This is a genomic window from Bradyrhizobium sp. USDA 3397 (assembly GCF_054060965.1).
Genome location: NZ_JBSSDS010000001.1, coordinates 6,886,676 through 6,903,088, shown reverse-complemented (window position 1 = coordinate 6,903,088; position 16,413 = coordinate 6,886,676). Strand labels below are relative to the sequence as shown.

Annotated in this window: 16 protein-coding genes; 9 read left to right on the top strand and 7 right to left on the bottom strand. The window is 66.1% G+C overall.

Translation table 11 applies throughout. From position 1 onward, the window contains the following. Positions 1-52 precede the first annotated feature (52 nt). Positions 53-2,143, bottom strand: coding sequence for an adenylate/guanylate cyclase domain-containing protein (locus ACVWYQ_RS31890; RefSeq protein WP_271538717.1), 2,091 nt, complete (start codon positions 2,141-2,143; stop codon positions 53-55). 303 nt (positions 2,144-2,446) lie between these two features. Here ACVWYQ_RS31890 and ACVWYQ_RS31885 point away from each other — a divergent pair, with 303 nt between their 5' ends. From ACVWYQ_RS31885 to ACVWYQ_RS31870, 4 genes are read left to right on the top strand one after another with little or no spacing between them, the layout of a single operon-like run. After that, the gene (locus ACVWYQ_RS31885; RefSeq protein WP_036026732.1) at positions 2,447-2,752 is read left to right on the top strand and encodes a BufA1 family periplasmic bufferin-type metallophore; all 306 of its coding nucleotides are present in this window, start codon (positions 2,447-2,449) and stop codon (positions 2,750-2,752) included. Between the two features lie 37 nt (positions 2,753-2,789). Then, positions 2,790-3,704, top strand: a complete 915-nt coding sequence (gene bufB / locus ACVWYQ_RS31880; protein ID WP_271538720.1) for an MNIO family bufferin maturase — start codon at positions 2,790-2,792, stop codon at positions 3,702-3,704. Further along, positions 3,694-4,476: an HvfC/BufC N-terminal domain-containing protein gene (locus ACVWYQ_RS31875; protein WP_456726824.1), complete on the top strand. Its 783-nt coding sequence runs from the start codon at positions 3,694-3,696 to the stop codon at positions 4,474-4,476. Before bufB ends, ACVWYQ_RS31875 begins: the two co-directional genes overlap by 11 nt. After that, complete coding sequence (locus ACVWYQ_RS31870; protein ID WP_157285245.1) at positions 4,473-5,012, top strand: DoxX family protein; 540 nt, start codon at positions 4,473-4,475, stop codon at positions 5,010-5,012. Before ACVWYQ_RS31875 ends, ACVWYQ_RS31870 begins: the two co-directional genes overlap by 4 nt. A gap of 51 nt (positions 5,013-5,063) precedes the next feature. Here the strand turns inward: ACVWYQ_RS31870 and ACVWYQ_RS31865 are convergent, their stop codons facing one another. Genes ACVWYQ_RS31865 through ACVWYQ_RS31855 form a run of 3 tightly spaced genes read right to left on the bottom strand, consistent with a single transcriptional unit; the run spans position 5,064 to position 7,147 of the window. Beyond that, a complete protein-coding gene (locus ACVWYQ_RS31865; protein ID WP_456726823.1) occupies positions 5,064-5,909 on the bottom strand; it encodes an SDR family NAD(P)-dependent oxidoreductase in 846 nt (281 codons plus the stop codon). A gap of 1 nt (position 5,910) precedes the next feature. Further along, positions 5,911-6,471, bottom strand: a complete 561-nt coding sequence (locus ACVWYQ_RS31860; protein WP_271538727.1) for a carboxymuconolactone decarboxylase family protein — start codon at positions 6,469-6,471, stop codon at positions 5,911-5,913. Further along, positions 6,449-7,147, bottom strand: coding sequence for a TetR/AcrR family transcriptional regulator (locus ACVWYQ_RS31855; RefSeq protein ID WP_404543661.1), 699 nt, complete (start codon positions 7,145-7,147; stop codon positions 6,449-6,451). Before ACVWYQ_RS31855 ends, ACVWYQ_RS31860 begins: the two co-directional genes overlap by 23 nt. A gap of 100 nt (positions 7,148-7,247) precedes the next feature. Here ACVWYQ_RS31855 and ACVWYQ_RS31850 point away from each other — a divergent pair, with 100 nt between their 5' ends. The 3 genes from ACVWYQ_RS31850 (at position 7,248) to ACVWYQ_RS31840 (ending at position 9,719) form a co-directional block, all read left to right on the top strand. Then, on the top strand, positions 7,248-8,252 hold the full coding sequence (locus ACVWYQ_RS31850) for a Bug family tripartite tricarboxylate transporter substrate binding protein (protein ID WP_404543663.1): 1,005 nt from the start codon (positions 7,248-7,250) through the stop codon (positions 8,250-8,252). Between the two features lie 25 nt (positions 8,253-8,277). Further along, positions 8,278-8,817 (top strand): VOC family protein, encoded by a 540-nt coding sequence (locus ACVWYQ_RS31845; RefSeq protein ID WP_271538733.1) that lies wholly within the window; start codon positions 8,278-8,280, stop codon positions 8,815-8,817. Between the two features lie 89 nt (positions 8,818-8,906). Next, complete coding sequence (locus ACVWYQ_RS31840; protein ID WP_271538735.1) at positions 8,907-9,719, top strand: class I SAM-dependent methyltransferase; 813 nt, start codon at positions 8,907-8,909, stop codon at positions 9,717-9,719. Positions 9,720-9,748: 29 nt separating this feature from the next. Here the strand turns inward: ACVWYQ_RS31840 and ACVWYQ_RS31835 are convergent, their stop codons facing one another. Together ACVWYQ_RS31835 and ACVWYQ_RS31830 are read right to left on the bottom strand one after the other, a co-directional pair. Continuing rightward, a complete protein-coding gene (locus ACVWYQ_RS31835) occupies positions 9,749-11,290 on the bottom strand; it encodes a L,D-transpeptidase (RefSeq protein WP_404543667.1) in 1,542 nt (513 codons plus the stop codon). A 251-nt stretch (positions 11,291-11,541) separates the two neighbouring features. Then, complete coding sequence (locus ACVWYQ_RS31830; RefSeq protein WP_404543669.1) at positions 11,542-12,978, bottom strand: lipopolysaccharide biosynthesis protein; 1,437 nt, start codon at positions 12,976-12,978, stop codon at positions 11,542-11,544. Between the two features lie 278 nt (positions 12,979-13,256). On the opposite strand from ACVWYQ_RS31830, the gene ACVWYQ_RS31825 reads away from it, so the two are divergent. Beyond that, complete coding sequence (locus ACVWYQ_RS31825; protein WP_404543672.1) at positions 13,257-14,345, top strand: glycosyltransferase family 1 protein; 1,089 nt, start codon at positions 13,257-13,259, stop codon at positions 14,343-14,345. After that, entirely contained in the window at positions 14,342-15,409 is a 1,068-nt protein-coding gene (locus tag ACVWYQ_RS31820; protein WP_456726822.1) for an endo-1,4-beta-xylanase, read from the top strand. The genes ACVWYQ_RS31825 and ACVWYQ_RS31820 overlap by 4 nt, the downstream gene beginning before the upstream one ends. Before the next feature lie 3 nt (positions 15,410-15,412). On the opposite strand, the gene ACVWYQ_RS31815 is transcribed toward ACVWYQ_RS31820, so the two are convergent. After that, positions 15,413-16,360: a DUF6492 family protein gene (locus tag ACVWYQ_RS31815; RefSeq protein ID WP_404543674.1), complete on the bottom strand. Its 948-nt coding sequence runs from the start codon at positions 16,358-16,360 to the stop codon at positions 15,413-15,415. Between the last annotated feature and the right edge of the window lie 53 nt (positions 16,361-16,413).

The following is a 16,413-nucleotide window of genomic DNA, read 5'->3' as shown; positions in this document are numbered from 1 at the left end:
TCGGCCTGCGGAATGCGCGGACGCGCGCATGACGCCCGCGGAATCCGCGCGGCTATTTCGACGCCAATGCCGCCACAGGCCGCCAGCTGACGTCGGGCGCAGCTGCAGCGAGCCGACGGCAGCGGTCGCGCATCAGCTCGGCCGGGCGATCGTCGCCGCGCTGCTTCAGCACCGCCTCGAAATCGGCGAGCGCATCGGCAAAGCGGCGGGCGCGATAGGCGGCGAGGCCGCGCTCGTAATCGGCGATCCAGCCGGTGCTGCCAACCGCCATCTCGTTCACCATCCCGATCAGCTCGTGAACGGAGAGTCCCTCCTCGCGTCCGTAGACCGCGATGCTGTCGACCTCGCGCGTGACGACGGCACCGTGCGCCAGACATTCGGTCGCCGCGCCGATCAGGATCTGCGTGCCGTAGGATTTGTTAGCGCCTTCGAGCCGGCTCGCAACGTTCACGGCATCGCCGATCACGGTGTAGTTCAGCCGCAGCTCCGAGCCGATATTGCCGACCAGCATGCGGCCGGAATTGATGCCGATGCGGATCTGGAGCGGCTGACCGAGATCGTCGACCAGGCCCGACTCGTCGAGCGCCCGGCGGCAGGCGAGCGCGGCGCGGCAGCATCGCGCGGCGTGATCGCCTTGCGGCTGCGGCGCACCCCAGAACGCCATCACGGCATCGCCGATGAACTTGTCGATCGTGCCGCCATTGGCGACGATGATCTCCGAGGTGAGGTCCAGATAGCGCGACAGCAGCGGCACGACGCGATCGCCGAGCCGCTCCGACAATCCGGTGAAGCCGGCAATGTCGATGAACATCACGCTGAGCTCCTGCACGCTGCCGCCGGGCTTCGCCTCGACGCCCTGGCGCAGCAGGCCGCGGACGAGATCGGCCGGGATGAACTTGCGGAATGCGGACAGGCCGGACGCCATCTCCGCGATTGCGCCCGATAGGCTTGCAATCTCCTTGAGCCGCGATGGATGGCGACGGACCTGCTCCAGCGCGAAGGCTTCGACATGGCGCAGTTCGCCGACCACGCGCGACAGCGGCGCCGCAATGACGGACCGCGCCATCATCGCCGAGGCCAGCGCCGCGAGCACCGCGCCGATGGCGAGGCCGAGGATCAGGCGATGCAATGTCGTCTCGACCGGTCCGAGAAATTCGGCCTCGGGGATCACGGTCGCGAGCGACCAGCCGGGAAACGGCAGCGGCGTCAGCGCGACCTCATAGGCCGCACCGCCCGAGGTGAGCCGACTTCGCCAGGCCTCCTTGCGGCCGCCTTCCCCCGCCTGGTCGAGCGCTGTGCGCGCCAGCGGCAGCAGCGCGGTGTCGCCGCGGGCCGGATGGAGCTCGTCGGCGTCCTTGTCCGGCGCTGCGACGAGCTCACCGCTGCCATCGACGATGAAGGCGGTGCCCGTGCGCCCGACCTCCAGCTGCGACAGGAAGCGCGCGAGCCTGGTATATTCGATGATGACGGCAAGCACGCCTTGCCGCTCCTGATAGACGTCGATCGGTCCGGCGAAGGCGATCGATGGCCGCTCGCCGGTCGCGTGGTCCATGACCCTGAACCATTGCGGGTCGTCCGCGCCGAGGCCGGCCTTGAACCAGGCCTGATCGGCGACGCGGAAATCGGTCGGCTCGAAGCGGCGGTTGGCGAATTCGATGTCGCCGGGCACCACGTCGTATTCGTCGACCCGGCGCTGGCCCGGATGATCCGTCAGCGAGATCTCCATCATCTCCAGACGACGATCGCCGAGCTTGTGCGCGGCGAAGAAGGAGCCGTCCGGCCAGCCGAACGCGACCCAGGAAATCGTCGCCTGCGATTGCAATTGCGAGAGAAAGACGAACTCGCGCTTGTCGGCCTCGCGGGTGTCGAGCACGTTCTGGAGGAACAGCGTGCGGATCGCGGTGTGGGCGGCGCGCGCCTCGTCGACGATGGCCGAGACCTCCTTGCGCACCGCCGCCACGATCTGCTCGTTGATGGTCGAGGCAAGCTGCCGGCTTGCGCCCTCCGCCGTGCGCCACCAGAGCAGGCTGGAGAGCGCCGCGGTCAGCAGGATCGCGGCCAGGACGAGCGCGGACACCGCAAGACGGATGCTGACCGTCAGCCCTGCAAGCGCACGAAGCTGGCGTCCGGGATCGACGTTCATGGTTGTATCCGCCTTTGGCTGGGTACGACTCTTGTGATCGCTACGCAGATGTCCTGCCGTCCGTTACCTCTGCCAACCTTGGTAGGAGGCATCCAATGCTCTCGCTCTAACGTGTCGATAGCGCCAAGGCATTGGATTTGGGCACCCACTTGCCCGCTAATCCCGTCCAAGCGCACCGCCCGTGCGCCCGATCCAACCGGTCTCACGTATTCGTGAGCAGCCCGCCGTAACGCGGGCGGCGCGCGCAGCGAAGGAGACCATGCGCGCATCCCAGGCGATGCCACCTCGAACAGGAGAACCTCGATGTCTGCCAAACATACCGTCACCTCCCTGGTCCTCGCCGGTGCGGTGTCGACCGCCCTCGCGACCCTTGCCTCCGCCGCCCCTCTGAGCAAGGCCGAAGCCGATGCCGCCGTCGCCGCCAAGAAAGAGAAGTGCTTCGGCGTCGCACTGAAAGGCCAGAACGATTGCGCGGCGGGACCGGGCACCACCTGCCAGGGCACCTCGACCGTGGACTACCAGGGTAATGCCTGGAAATTCGTCAAGGGTGGCACCTGCACCAGCATCGAGCTGCCGGGCGGCAAGAAGGGTTCGCTGAAGCCGATCTGACGGCCGGCGCAACGGCAAGCGCGAACGGAGCAGCACGATGAGCACAATCAAGCCGGCCCCGCCACCAGCACTGCCGCTCCGCTTCGCAACGCCGATCGGCGGCGTTGCCGGGACGAGCTTCAAGCCCGAGCACCTCCCGGCAATCCTCGAGGCAAAGAATCGGCGGGGCTTCTTCGAGGTCCACGCCGAGAACTACATGGGCGCCGGCGGGCCGCCGCATCGCGCACTGGAGGCGATCCGCCGCGATCATCCGCTCTCGCTGCACGGCGTCTGCATGTCGATCGGCGGGCCCCGGCCGCTCGACAAGGCGCATCTGGCGCGCTTCCGCGGCCTGGTCGCGCGCTATCAGCCGGCCCTGGTCTCCGAGCATCTCGCCTGGTCGACGCACGAGACCAGCTTCTTCAACGATCTGTTGCCCCTGCCCTATACCGCGGCGACGCTGGCTTGCGTCTGCGATCACATCGATCAGGTTCAGGAGGCGATCCGGCGACCGCTGCTGTTGGAAAACCCGTCGACCTATCTCGCCTTCCACGAATCCTCCATGCGCGAGACCGAATTCATCCGCGCCGTTGCGGAGCGCACCGGCTGCGGCCTGCTGCTCGACGTCAACAACGTGTTCGTCTCCGCGGCCAACCATGGATATTCGGCGCTCGACTACCTCGCTGATTTCCCGCTGTCGCGCGTCGAGGAAATTCATCTCGCCGGGCATGCGGAGCAGGCCGACGACGAAGGTGACCTGCTGTTGATCGACAGCCATGACGGCCCGGTGACCGATGCCGTCTGGAAGCTCTACGAGATCGTGATCCGCCGCCGCGGGTCGGTGCCGACGCTGATCGAATGGGACAGCAAGATTCCGGACTGGCCGGTGCTGCAAGCGGAAGCTGCTGCCGCCCAGGCGATCCTCGACCGCCATCAGTCCGCCGTGCCGGCAGGAGAGCGTCATGCCGCCTGAACCAGGTCTGTGCTTTGCCGCATCGTTCGCGCCGGCGCTGCTGGATCCGGCGCGCAGCACGCCTGAGCTCGTGACCGGCCCGAACGGCAAGGCCGCCGGCCGGCGCTACGACGTCTACCGCAACAACGTCACGGTCAGCCTGATCGACGCGCTCGCCGCGATCTATCCGGCGGTGCAGCGCATCACCGGCATAGACTTCTTCCGCGCGATGGCGCGCTTGCATGTGCGCAGCAAGCCGCCGACATCGCCGCTGCTGTTCGAATACGGCCGCGATTTCCCGGAGTTCATCGAAGCTTACGAGCATGCGCAAGATATGCCCTGGCTCGCCGACGTCGCGCGTCTCGAGCGGGCCTGGCTCGATGCCTATCACGCCGCCGACGCCGTCCCGCTGTCGCCGGCCCGGCTCTCGGCGGTGACACCCGACCGCCTGGCTGATCTGGTTTTCATTCCGCACCCGGCCGCGCGATGCCTGCGTTCGGACTATGCTGCCGTGACGATCTTTACGGCTAACCGCGACGACGCACCGGTCATGCGGATCGACGCCTCGACGCCGGAAGATGCCCTGATCACGCGAGGCGAATTCGACGTCGCCGTGCGCCGCCTTCCACCCGGCGGCGCGGTCTTCGCCCACCATCTCATGTCGGGCCGCCCGCTCGGCGAAGCCGCGGCGGCGGCGCTGGAGGCGGCGAGCGAATTCGACATCGCCGCGAACATTGCCGGGCTGATCGAAGCCGGTGCCTTCACCTCGCCCTGTTGCGGCGACCCATCATGATCACGGAGCAACCCATGACGCCCGCCAGCGGCCTGCCGTCGCCCGGAGCAATCGTCGACAGAGCCAATCATCTGGTGCAGGCGCTCGCGGTGCCATCGCTGGTCCAGCTGGTGCTGCGCCTCGCGCTCGCCGTGCCGTTCTGGCGCTCGGGCCTGCTCAAATGGGACGGCTTCCTCAGGCTCAACGACACGGCAGTAACGCTGTTCAGCGACGAATTCATGCTGCATCTGCCCGGCGGTCCCTATCACTTTCCGGCCCCGACGGTGATGGCCTTTCTCTCGGGCTCCGGCGAGATCATGTTGCCGATCCTGCTGGTGCTGGGGCTGGGCACGCGGTTCGCAGCGCTCGGATTGCTGATGATGACAGTGATCGTCGAGCTCACGGTGCCCGACGGCTGGCCGATCCATCTCACCTGGGCGGCGATGGCGCTTGCCCTCATGGCTTACGGGCCGGGGCACATCTCGCTCGATCATCTGATCTGTCGCATCCGTAGCCCGGATGGAGCGCAGCGCAATCCGGGGCAGGTTGCACGGTGAGGCATCGGTCCCGGATTACGCTTGCGCTCCATCCGGGCTACAAAAGAGCACTTACATCCCGCTCAAGCCGCTATCGACCGCGAGTGTTTGTGCGGTGACGTAGACGCTTTCGTCGGAGAGGAAGAACAGCACGGCATAGGCGATCTCCCAGGCCGTCGCCTGACGGCCAAAGGGGATGTGGCCCTTGCGACGGCTGGGGCGCCCGGCGCCGGCTTCGCGGCCGTTGGGGGTGTCGACGAGGCCGGGATAGACGAGGTTGGCGCGGATGCCGCGGCGCGCTCCGAGATGGGCGATGTTGCGCATCAGGCCGCCGAGCGCGGCTTTCGAGGAATCGTACACCGCCATCTGCGAGCCCGCCTTCAGCGCCGCGATGGAGGAGATGAAGACGATGGCGCCGCCATCGTCGAACCTGGGCATCGCGGCGCGACAGCACAGCATGGGGCCGCGGACATTGACGTCGTAGATCTTGTTCCACTCCTCGGGGCTGACGGCATCGAGCCCGACCTTGCCGAAGGTGCCGATGTTCAGCACCATGCCGTCGAGCCCGCCCATGGCGCGGTGCGCCTCGTCGATCATGCGGACGACGTCGGCCTCTGAGGTGACGTCGGCCGCGATGGCAAAACCCTCGCCGCCTTCATCCGTGATGCGCTTCACCGTCTCTTCGGCGGAGCTGCGGTTGAGATCGGCGACCGCGACCTTGGCGCCCTCGCGGGCGCACAGGATGCTCATGGCACGGCCGTTGCCGATTGGATCGCTCGCTGCGTCGAACACGCGTTGGCCGCCGCCGACGATCAGGATGCGGCGCCCTTTGAGGCGCCCCCTGCCCGGCGCTTCGCCGGATGATTCCGCGCTGGGCGGACGGACATAGCGCTCCGGCTTGCCTTCGGTGTCCGCCATCTCAGCCGCCTGGCTTCTTGCCGCCGTCATAGACCTGCATGCCGGCCGCGGGATCGAGATCGGTTTCCGTTGCTTCGGTCAGGCGCGCCATCATCATGTAGAAGCCGAGCGCGACGATAGCCTCGACGATCTCCTGGTCGCTGAAATGCTTTCGCACGGCCGCGAAAGTCGCTTCCGCCACGCGGACGTTCTCGACCACCTCGCGGCCAAATTTCAGCAGCGCGCGCTCGGCCTCGCTCAGGCCGGCAGCGTCGTAGTGCTTGCGCTCGACCGCATCGATCTGCGCTTGCGTGCAGCCGACGCCGAGCGCGATCGGCACGTGCTGGCGCCATTCATAGGCGCCGCCTTCGAGCTGGGCGGATTGGAGGATCAGAAGCTCGCGGTTGACCGCGCTGAGCTTCTGCTTGTGCAGGATGGAATTGCCGAGCCGCATCGCCGGAATCATGTTGGCCTCGGCGTGGGCCATCATGCGGAAGATGTTGAGCTTGACCGGCATGCGGTCGAACGAGGCGCGGATGTCGCCGCTCGTCGTTTCCGGATCAATCAGGGGCAGCCTTGCCACGCGTTTCTCCCTTGGGCTTTCGTTTCTTGTTGTCGGCGTCACCGCCTGCCGCGACCAGCGACAGGAAGAAGGCAAGGTAGCGGTCGATCGCCTCGATCACCTTCGGCCGCGGCGACGGCACCGCGCCCATCACGTAATGCTCGAGGCGGATGTAGATCAGACCGGCGGCGAACAGCCGCGCGGTCTCGCGCGGGTCGGGTGTCGAGATCAGGCCGGCGAGCGCGAAGCCGCGGAAATAATCCGTCATCAGCCTCTGCTCGCGCGCGTAGAAATGATCGGCGAACTTGGCGCGGATGCCGGGCACGCGGTTGCGCTCGGCGGTGATGACCTTCTGGAACTGGTGCTCGCGCGGATCGGACCATTGCTCGACGAGGTCGAGCGCGAACTGCCGGCAGAACTCCGCCGGCTGCCGCGCCAGCTGCTTGTAGCGCGGCTCCTCCAGCCGGCTCGCCGAGCTGGCCGGGCCATGCTCGCTAACGATCGCCTCGAGGATCGCCGCCTTGCCGGGGAAATGATTGTAGAGGCTGCTCTCGCGGATGCCGACGCGGCGCGCGAGCTCGCGCATCGAGGCGCCGCCATAGCCGCTCTGCGCGAACAAATTGAGCGCTTCGGTGAGGATGCGCTCGCGCGTCGTGGGCGCAGCCGCTGCCGCCGCGCTGGAGGTATGGACAGCCATGATACTTGACTAACGAACGCTCGTTCGCTAGTCAACCGCACGAACGATCGTTCGTTTCAACTCCGCTCGATAAGCGGAGAGCAATTGGGGGAAGAACGCCATGGCAAGCCACGCTCGCCTTTTGCCCGCGCCAACCATCGCAGCGCTTCGCATCGTCACATCATTGCTGCTGATCCTGTCTGCGGGGGCGTCCGCCCGCGCCGAGGATGCTGCCGCCTACCCCACCCGCAAGATCAGGATGCTGTTGCCTTATGCGGCCGGCGGCGGTGGCGACGTGGTCGGCCGGCTGCTTGCGGAGAGGATGGGCAAGACGCTCGGGCAGAGCATCTATATCGAGAACCACACCGGCGCCGCCGGCACGATCGGCACGCAGATGGTCGCGACTTCCGCGAATGACGGCTACACCATCACCGTCGGCGGCATGACCACGCATGTGCTGGCGCCCGCGATCTATCCAAAACTGCCCTACGATCCGATCAAGAATTTCACGACCATCGGGCGCGTCGGCGTCTCCGCCATCATGCTGGTGGCCACCAAGGACTTTGCCGCCAATGACATCAAGGATCTGGTCGCGCTGGCCAAGAAGGGCGAGCCGATCCAATACGGCAGCTGGGGCGTCGGCTCGACCGGGCAATTCTGCGCGGAAATCCTGATGCAGCAGACCGGCATCAGGATGGACCACGTGCCGTTCAACGGCATCGCAAAGCTGGCCGGCGATTTGCTCGGCCGCCACATTTCGCTCGCGACGCTCGACGTCGCCACCGCAACGCCGCTGGTGAAGGAGGGCTCGATCAAGGCGCTGGCCGCCTGCGGCGAGCGGTCGCCGAGCCTGCCTGACGTCGCCAGCTACAAGGAGCAGGGTGTGGCGTTCGACCGCAGCCTCTCCTGGGCGATGTATGCGCCCGCCGGCGTGGCGCCGCCGATCGCGCAGAAGCTGTCGGCGGCGCTGAAGGAGGCCCTTGGCGATGACGTCGTGAAGCAGAAGCTGCTGGCGCTCGGCATCACGCCGCAATTCGTGCCCGGCGAGGAGCAACGCGACATCAACGCGCGCGACATCACGGCCTGGAAGCAGGTTGCCAAGGACGCGGGCATCGAGGTCAAGTGATCGACGTGACGAGGGGAGCGCGGGCATGAGCCGCATCTTCGGCGCGGTGCGCCAGAACGGATATGTGGTGCGGGACATCCACGCCGCGATGAAGCACTGGATCGAGGTGATGGGCGTCGGGCCCTGGTACTACATGGACCGGGTCAAGACCGACTGGTTCCGCCATCGCGGCCGGGATTCGGCCGTCGAGATGAGCATTGCGCTGGCGAATTCCGGCGATCTCCAGATCGAGCTGATCCAGCAGCGCAACGACGCGCCCTCGCTCTACAAGGAATTTCTCGATGCCGGGCACGAAGGCCTCCAGCATATGTCGTACTGGAGCCACGACTATCAGGCGCTCTACGACAAGGCGCTCGGGCTCGGCTACAGGCTCGGCCATGAGGGCCAGATCGGCGGCGAGAAGGGACGCTTTGCCTATTTCGACACGCAGGCGCATCCGGGCACGGTGATCGAGATCTCCGATATCAGCGGCACCAAGGGACCGTTCTTCGAAAAGGTGCGGCAGGCCGCGATGAACTGGGACGGCACGCGGCCGATCCGCGAGGTCGGCGGCGGGAGATCGTAGAACCGATTGCCCGCAATGTACGCCGTTGCTGGCTCTTGCGGGAAACCATGGTAACGTGGCCTCGTGTCCGAACCTTCAGCGAGGCTAGCATGCCCGACACTGACAAGGTCTTCGCCGGCTCGATTCCGAAAATCTACGACGAGTATCTGGTCCCGATGATCTTCGCCGTCTATGCGGAGGACATCGCAAGGCGCGTTGCCGCACGCTCTCCCGCTGTATTGCTCGAGATCGCAGCGGGCACCGGTGCGGTGACGCGGGCCGTGGCGGCGGCGCTGCCGCGCGGCGTTCGATACCTTGCAACGGACCTCAACGAACCGATGCTCGCGGTCGCAGCGCAGCGCCAGGCGAATGACGATCGCATCACCTGGCGTCAGGCGGACGCAATGGCCCTGCCCTTCGGCGACGCCGAGTTCGACGTGGTCTGCTGCCAGTTCGGCGCGATGTTCTTTCCGAACCGCATCAAGGCCTATGGCGAGGTCAGGCGCGTCCTGAAGCCGGACGGCACGTTCGTGTTCAACGTTTGGGATCGCATCGAGGAGAATGCACTCACGCATGAAGCAACGGTCGCGCTCGAGAAGCTGTTTCCCAATGATCCGCCGCGTTTCATGGTCCGGACGCCGCACGGCTATCACGACAAGGCCGTCATCAGGAGCGATCTCGAACGAGCTGGCTTCCGCGACATCTCGATCGAAACCCGATCCGAAATCAGCCGCGCGCCTTCAGCCGAAGATGTCGCCATTGCGCTCTGCCAGGGCACGCCACTGCGCAGCGAGATCGAGGCACGGGATGCCGGCAAGCTTCAGGCTGCGACCGATACGGTTGCGGAGGCAATCCGGGCCCGCCATGGATCCGGTCCGGTGGAGGGCAAGATCCAGGCGATCGTGATCGAGGCCCGCCCGTAGCAGGGGCGTTGGCCGAGGCGGCGCGTCCTTTACCAGAAGCCGCGCTGGAACGGCTGCGCCGGCTGATAGTACTGATACTGGCTGCGCCGGCGCGGGTTGGCCGGCTGGACGTAGGGATCGCGGTAGAAGAAGCCGAAGCCGTTGTCCCAGCCGTCGTCGCTGGCGACCATGGCGGGCGCGGTCGGCTTGCGCGTGATGAAGCCGCCTTGCGGCTCGTTGCTCAGGACCGCGACGAACTCGGTCCGGTAATTGGTCTCGCTGCTCAGCGGCTCGTCCGAGATGACGATCGAGGAACGCGGCAACGCGGTCGGCCCGATGCGGTCCCATACGTCCTGCGGGATGGTGATGCGGTCGAGCGCGTTGCGGGCCTCATCGCCGTTCTCGATCGTGACAACGCTCCAGCGCAGCCCCGTCGCGGTCTTCGCCATCGCCGTGAAGATATGCGTGCCGATCGGCTGCTCGGGATTGCGGATCGTGACGGGGACCTCGATGCTGGTGTCGAAGACCTCGCCGCCGCCGTCGGGCGCCGGCTTGTGCGTGTTCCGCCGCACATAGAGCTTCTGCGTCGCCCGGCTGATGTAGACAGAGACCGGCTCGCCCGCGAGCTTCGCGTCGGTCGCCGCCTTCACGGCCTCGGTCTTTCTGGCCGCAGCGGTCTTCGCGGCTTCCTTGGTCGCAGCCACCGCATCGCGCTTCGGCTGCGCGGCGGCCCTGGCGGCCTCGAGCTGCGTCGCCGCGTCGGCAGCCTTGGTTGCTGCCTTCTGCTTCAGCTCCTCGGCCTTGGCGCGGGCCTGATCCGTCTTGGCATTTGCGAGCATTTTGTCGGCGAAGGCGAGCTCGGCATCGGCGCGGGTCTTCTGCTGTTCCAGCTTGCGCAGCGCGGCCGGCAGCGCGGAGGCCTCCTTCGCGGCGACGGACGCAGCCTTCTTGGCCTCGTCGGCCGCCCTTGTGGCTTCCTCCGCCTCGGCGGAGAGCTTGTCGGCCCGGCCGGGCACGGCCGCGATGGCCTCCGGCTTTGGCACGAACAGCGAGGGATGAGAGAATTCCGTCGGGACCGTGTCATGCGGCGAGACGATCACGCGCATCCCGATATAGGTCTTGTCGAACACATTCTCGGCGAAGCCGAACGGCATTCGCACACAGCCGTGCGAGGCGGCATAGCCGGGCAGCGGTCCGCCATGCAGGGCGATGCCGTTCCAGGTAATGCGCTGCATGTGCGGCATCCAGGCATCGTCATAAAGGCTCGAGCGATGCTCCCGGTTCTTCTCGAGGATGGCAAAGACGCCGGCCGGCGTCTCGCGTCCGGTGGTGCCGGTCGATACCGGCGCGCGCACGATCCAGCCATCGGCATCGTAGAACGTGACCTGCTGGCTCTTGATCGACACGATCGCCATGACCGGATCGCCGGCCGCCCGCGGCGCGACTGCCTCAGCCACCTGGCGCTGCTGCTTAGCCGCAATCGCCGGGGTGGCCGCCGCAAGGGTCGCCGCCGCCACGAGCGCCATGATTCCGGCAGGCCCCCGGCGCCCCACCGCCCTGATGGATTGCGCCGTCGTCGATCGGTTTTTCATGCCATCCTCGGTCGAGCTGCCAGTCGGCTGGTATCGCTCACGTGTCAGATTGGAATCGTTGCATTAAGAAATTGCAGTCGCCTTACGTTCCCTCTGTGGCGAGATTCGGCACGTTGCGGCGACAAATCTCTCATATACGACGCCTTGCGCAGGCGGAAGGCGGCCGTCAGCCGGGCTGGCCCGAAGCTGGTCTCGGCCACTGCGGCAGAATGTCCGGGAGAGCCGCCGGAGACGCGCCCACGGAAGCGCGACTAGACGCCCAACGCCTTGCGGTTCAACGTTCGCAGCACACGCAGCGACAAGGTGCGCACGTTCGCAACATTCAGCAGCCAGGCCGCGGCGGCATAGGCAAGGCCGCCGGCGAGGCTAACGATGACGAGCGGCACGAGGCCGGTGCCGCCCACTTGCGCCCGCGCAATCAGGATCGCGGCGGCCATCGCGGCCGCGGAGGCAGCGACGCCGGCGAGGCGATTGAGCTCGAACGGGACCGGATGGGCCCGATACATCAGGACGAGTGCGACGAGGAAGCCGATCGCCTCGGTCGCCAAGGTCGCCAGCGCCGCGCCGTAAAGGCCGTAGCCGCCGATCAGCGCGAACATCAGGATCACGCTGATCACCAGCGTGAGGAAAGATTGCGCCGCCAGCATGAACGGCCGCTCGGCGAGCTGGAAGCTGATCTGCACGTAGAACTGATTGGCGATGCCGAAAAGCCGCGCAAGCACCAGCGTCGGTAACAGGGCCGAGACGCCGGCGCGGAAGTCGATCCCGACGAGCGTTCCGGCCACCTGGTCCGCCGCGAGCGCAAGCCAGACCGCAACGGGCGCCACCACGACGAGCAGCAGCTCGAGGCTTTCCGTCAGCCGCTCCCGCGTCGTCTCGCCGTTGGTCTCAGACAATGACCGGAACACCAGCGGCACGGTCGCCGCGGCGACGCTGGATGCGATCATCACCATGAACTGGCGCGGCAGATCGGCGGCAACGCCGAAGATGCCGGCAGCATCCTTGCCGAGCAGATAAGCGACAATGAGGCGGTCGCAGGCCGAATAGACCGCCACGGACAATCCCGCCAGCGTCAGCGGCAGGCCGTAGCGCGCCAGCTGCATGAACTGGCCGCGCTGGAAGCGCGCGATCCCGGTGCGGTCGCCGACGAGGTTCAGGATGATGCCGGCGAGTGACCCCAGGCCGAAAGCGGCGAGCAGCCCCAATCCGCCCCAGCCCAACCAGATGCCGAGAAGACCGAAGCCGACGGTGGAGACGCTGCGCACGATCGAGATCGCCGCGAAACGGTAGGGGCGCAATTTGGCGCGCTCGAACTCCTGGCCGACATCGACCGCATTGGCCATGATCGCGACGAACATGCTGGCGAGCAGCAGTTCGACGCTGAGATCGCTGCGGACCAGGACGACCAGCGGAGTGGTGGCGCAGAGCACCGCGGCTGTGAGCGCGAAGGCGACGATTGCCGTGCCACGAAAATCGACCTCCGCCGACATCGCCTGATAGCGCGACACCGACAGCTTGATCCAGGCGAAGAAGATCGCGCCCAGAATCCCGGCAAGGCTGATGCCGACGACATAGACGCCGTACTCCGCCGGGCTCAAGAGCCGCGTATAGGCCGTGACGGCGAAGAAGCCCACCGCCGCAGGCAGGATGTAGGCGACGAGATAGATCGAGAAATGGCGGTTCAGCATGCGAGCACGGGACCGTGGGCAGCCATCAGGATTAACGGGTCGTTAAGACGATCGGGTGCGACAATCGGGCTCGCCGCTGGCATTGCCAAGGATAGGTCAAGGACGGGTCAAGGATAGCCGGATAACCCTGCAAATCGGATCGCTAAAGGAGCGAGCGCGCGGTTATCGCGCGTTAGCGTTAAATTTGCCCTGTTCTTGAAGGAGCGGGCGCGATCACAGAAAAGAAGTATTGATAGCGAACCGTCGCCCGACTCCTCCGACGCACTGATGTGACTGACATGGACGTTGTCGAACGAACACGGGCGAGATCGACCTCCCTCCCGCGTCGAACCGCCACTGCTCCCGCGGTTCCCGCGTATCCCGGCGCGAAAGGTCGCGACAGGATGGTTCTCAACCTCTTCTTCGAGGAACGAGACGACCGCTGGTTTCCCGGCGACCGTCACCTTCGGCCGCTGCTGCGCCGGTTGTTGATGGGCAAGTCCTTCATCAGCGGACAGCGGCGCGTTCTGCTCAATCTGTGCGCAGGCCTTGATCGGCTCGGCATTCGCTACCGCGTCAACGATTATCGCTACATTCGGAAGCATCCGGAGGAACTGGCCTGCATCATAGGCCGGCCGTTCGTGCTTGATTGGTTCAAGTGGAAGAATCCGCTGCTGCTTGGCGTCGCCATGTATGACCATCCGATCGACGCACCGGAAACTCTGAACGACCTCGACGTGAGGCGGGTGCTGTTGCCCTGCGCCTGGTATGCCGACATGTTTCGTCCGCACTGGCCCCATGTCGGTGCTTGGCCCGTCGGCATCGAGACGGATCTGTGGATCCCCACGCCGGCTGCGCAGAAGAAGGTCGACGTGCTGCTCTACGACAAGGTGCGCTGGGATTACGACCGGTACCAGCCGGAGCTGATCGAGCCGATCCGAAAGCTTCTCGAAGCCAGCGGCCGCACGGTCGAAACGATCCGCTACGGCCACTACAAAGAAGAGGATTACAAGACCGCGCTGGCTCGCTGCCGCAGCATGATCTTCCTCTGCGAGCACGAGAGCCAGGGCATCGCCTGCCAGCAAGCACTGTCGAGCGGCGTGCCCGTCTTCGCCTGGGATCGCGGCGGCCCCTGGCAGGATCCGAAATATTTCCCGGACAAGGTGCGATACGAGGGCAACGTGTCCTCGGTGCCCTATTTCGACGCGCGCTGCGGCATGACCTTCACTGATGCGGGCAGCTTCGCGGAGGGCTGGGGTCGTTTCTGGTCGCAGGTCGACGCAGGAGGCTTCGCGCCGCGCGATTATGTGCTGGACCACCTGACGCTCGAGAAGGGCGCGCTTCACTATTACGAAATCGCGGAAGCCGCGATGCAGCGGCACGCGTGACCGGGCTCGACCGACGCGAATTCCTGCTCGGCTGTACCGCCACGCTTGCGGCAGGCGCATCGGCGTCCGCGGTGCCGGCCTCGAAACGCGCCCAACGCCGCCCGGGCTACGGCGCAGCCGCCACGCTCTGGGACCTGCAAGCCGATCCGCGGCTCGGCGAGGCCATCAGCACCTATTGCACGCAGGTGGTGCCGGTGCTCGAGCTGAAATGGCCGATGCTGCGGCCGGACGCCCATACGTTCGCCTTCGAGCGCGCCGACGCGATCCTGGATTTCGCGCGCGACAACGATCTGACCATGCGCGGCCACGCACTCGCCTGGTATCACGACATTCCGGACTGGACCAAGCAGATCAAGGGCAGCAAGGGCGTCGAACGCGCGTATCTCGACCACATCGGCACCGTCGTTTCCTACTACAAGGACAAGCTGACGTCGTGGGATGTCGTCAACGAGCCGATCCCCGACAATCCGCACAGCCCGAAGGACCGGCGCGACACCTTCTGGACGCAACATCTCGGCGATCGCTGGATTCCGCTGGCGTTCCGCACGGCGGCCGCGGCCGACCCCTTCGTCAAGCTCGCGATCAACGAATATGACATCGAATCGGCGAAAGATTCCTTCATCGCCAAGCGGGCCGCCTACCGCACCCTCATCATGGACCTGCTCGATCAGGGCGTTCCGCTCCACGCCGTCGGGCTGCAGGCGCATCTTCACGCCGAGCTCGAGATCGACACGCACGGGCTCGCCGAGTTCGTCACCGAGCTGCGCTCCTGGGGGCTCGAGGTGCTCATCACCGAGCTCGACGTCGACGACCAGAAGCTGGCGGGCAGTCCTGCGGAGCGCGACGCCGTCGTCGCCAAGCGCGTCGACGACCTGCTGACGGCCGTTGCCGCGAGCGGCCCGGTGCGCTCGATCCTGACCTGGGGCATCTCGGACCGTTACAGCTGGATCAACGGCACCTTCGCCCGCAAGGACAAGCAGCCGAACCGTCCGCTGCCGCTCGACGGCGAGTTCAAGCCGAAGCCGTTCATGGACGTCATCAGCAAGTTCACGAAGGACGCTTAGAAATCAGCGCGTCTTCGGCGTCTCGAACGCGGCCACATCGCCGATGTGTTCGGGGGCCAGGCTCGGCGCGCGCCGTTCGCGCGAGGAGAGGCGGAACACGTCGCGGATGTCGGCGATCGACGTCGACGAATAGGACTGAATGCAAAGCGCGACCTGCTCGGGCGAGGCCGTGCGCATCATCGCTTCGATGGCCGGGCGGTCGAGCGGCGTGTCGTCCCAGTGCGAAACCGCGATGCTGTCTTCGGTGAGCCGATGTCGCGCCAGGTGTTCCGGCGAGGTCGCGACGAAGTTTCCGTAAAGCAGATACTCCGAAAACTTCTTCTTCCGGCACAGCGCCAGCGCCCAGCTCAGGCCGGTCGCCGACTTGATCGCGTCCGTCATCGCACGCGCAGTGTCCCTGTCCCACACCAGCGCGTTGCCGACATAATCGTCCGCCGGGAACGCGCGCTCCTTGATGCCGAGAAGCTGGTCGACGGTGCGCAGCCACAGGCCGTGCAACGGGTGGTCGGCGGCGATCGCTTTGCGCGTGACGAACAGCGGCGTCGTCTCGGCGCCGGCATAGCGGCCGACGTCGAATTCGCGGAAGAACAGATTGTCCGAATCCAGGATGCAGACGCGCTGCTCGGGCGCGTTGAGGACGCCGGCGATCTTCAGGATCTGCTGGATGTGCCAGCCGTGCACGGGCGAGGACAGCAGCGACAGCCAGACGCGCCGGCTGCCGAACTGGAGCGCCGGCGGCAGCGCGAACAGCCATTTTGGCAGATAGCGCGAGGCCGGAACGATGACCCGCTTGTCGGACGCGAAGCGCGCGAACAGCGGCACGTCCTCATCGTTAACGAGCACATAATGGCGCGTGTATCCTGACAGCCAGGTGTCGATGCTCTCGCTAAGCAGCGAAAAGCGTTCGATATCCTTGGCGTAGCTGGCAGTCAGCAGGGCAACGGAATGCATGGAGCACGCTCAAATGGCCATCAGACCCGCACTGATAGCGGCAATGCGAGATG

Bases quoted from the DNA above. Each gene is read 5' to 3' on its own strand.
- ACVWYQ_RS31870 (WP_157285245.1), top strand. From the start codon at position 4,473: ATGATCACGGAGCAACCCATGACGCCCGCCAGCGGCCTGCCGTCGCCC.
- ACVWYQ_RS31850 (WP_404543663.1), top strand. From the start codon at position 7,248: ATGGCAAGCCACGCTCGCCTTTTGCCCGCGCCAACCATCGCAGCGCTT.
- ACVWYQ_RS31835 (WP_404543667.1), bottom strand. From the start codon at position 11,290: ATGAAAAACCGATCGACGACGGCGCAATCCATCAGGGCGGTGGGGCGC.
- ACVWYQ_RS31875 (WP_456726824.1), top strand. From the start codon at position 3,694: ATGCCGCCTGAACCAGGTCTGTGCTTTGCCGCATCGTTCGCGCCGGCG.
- ACVWYQ_RS31840 (WP_271538735.1), top strand. From the start codon at position 8,907: ATGCCCGACACTGACAAGGTCTTCGCCGGCTCGATTCCGAAAATCTAC.
- ACVWYQ_RS31815 (WP_404543674.1), bottom strand. From the start codon at position 16,360: ATGCATTCCGTTGCCCTGCTGACTGCCAGCTACGCCAAGGATATCGAA.
- ACVWYQ_RS31865 (WP_456726823.1), bottom strand. From the start codon at position 5,909: ATGGCGGACACCGAAGGCAAGCCGGAGCGCTATGTCCGTCCGCCCAGC.
- ACVWYQ_RS31830 (WP_404543669.1), bottom strand. From the start codon at position 12,978: ATGCTGAACCGCCATTTCTCGATCTATCTCGTCGCCTACATCCTGCCT.
- ACVWYQ_RS31825 (WP_404543672.1), top strand. From the start codon at position 13,257: ATGGACGTTGTCGAACGAACACGGGCGAGATCGACCTCCCTCCCGCGT.
- ACVWYQ_RS31855 (WP_404543661.1), bottom strand. From the start codon at position 7,147: ATGGCTGTCCATACCTCCAGCGCGGCGGCAGCGGCTGCGCCCACGACG.
- ACVWYQ_RS31885 (WP_036026732.1), top strand. From the start codon at position 2,447: ATGTCTGCCAAACATACCGTCACCTCCCTGGTCCTCGCCGGTGCGGTG.
- bufB (WP_271538720.1), top strand. From the start codon at position 2,790: ATGAGCACAATCAAGCCGGCCCCGCCACCAGCACTGCCGCTCCGCTTC.
- ACVWYQ_RS31890 (WP_271538717.1), bottom strand. From the start codon at position 2,143: ATGAACGTCGATCCCGGACGCCAGCTTCGTGCGCTTGCAGGGCTGACG.
- ACVWYQ_RS31845 (WP_271538733.1), top strand. From the start codon at position 8,278: ATGAGCCGCATCTTCGGCGCGGTGCGCCAGAACGGATATGTGGTGCGG.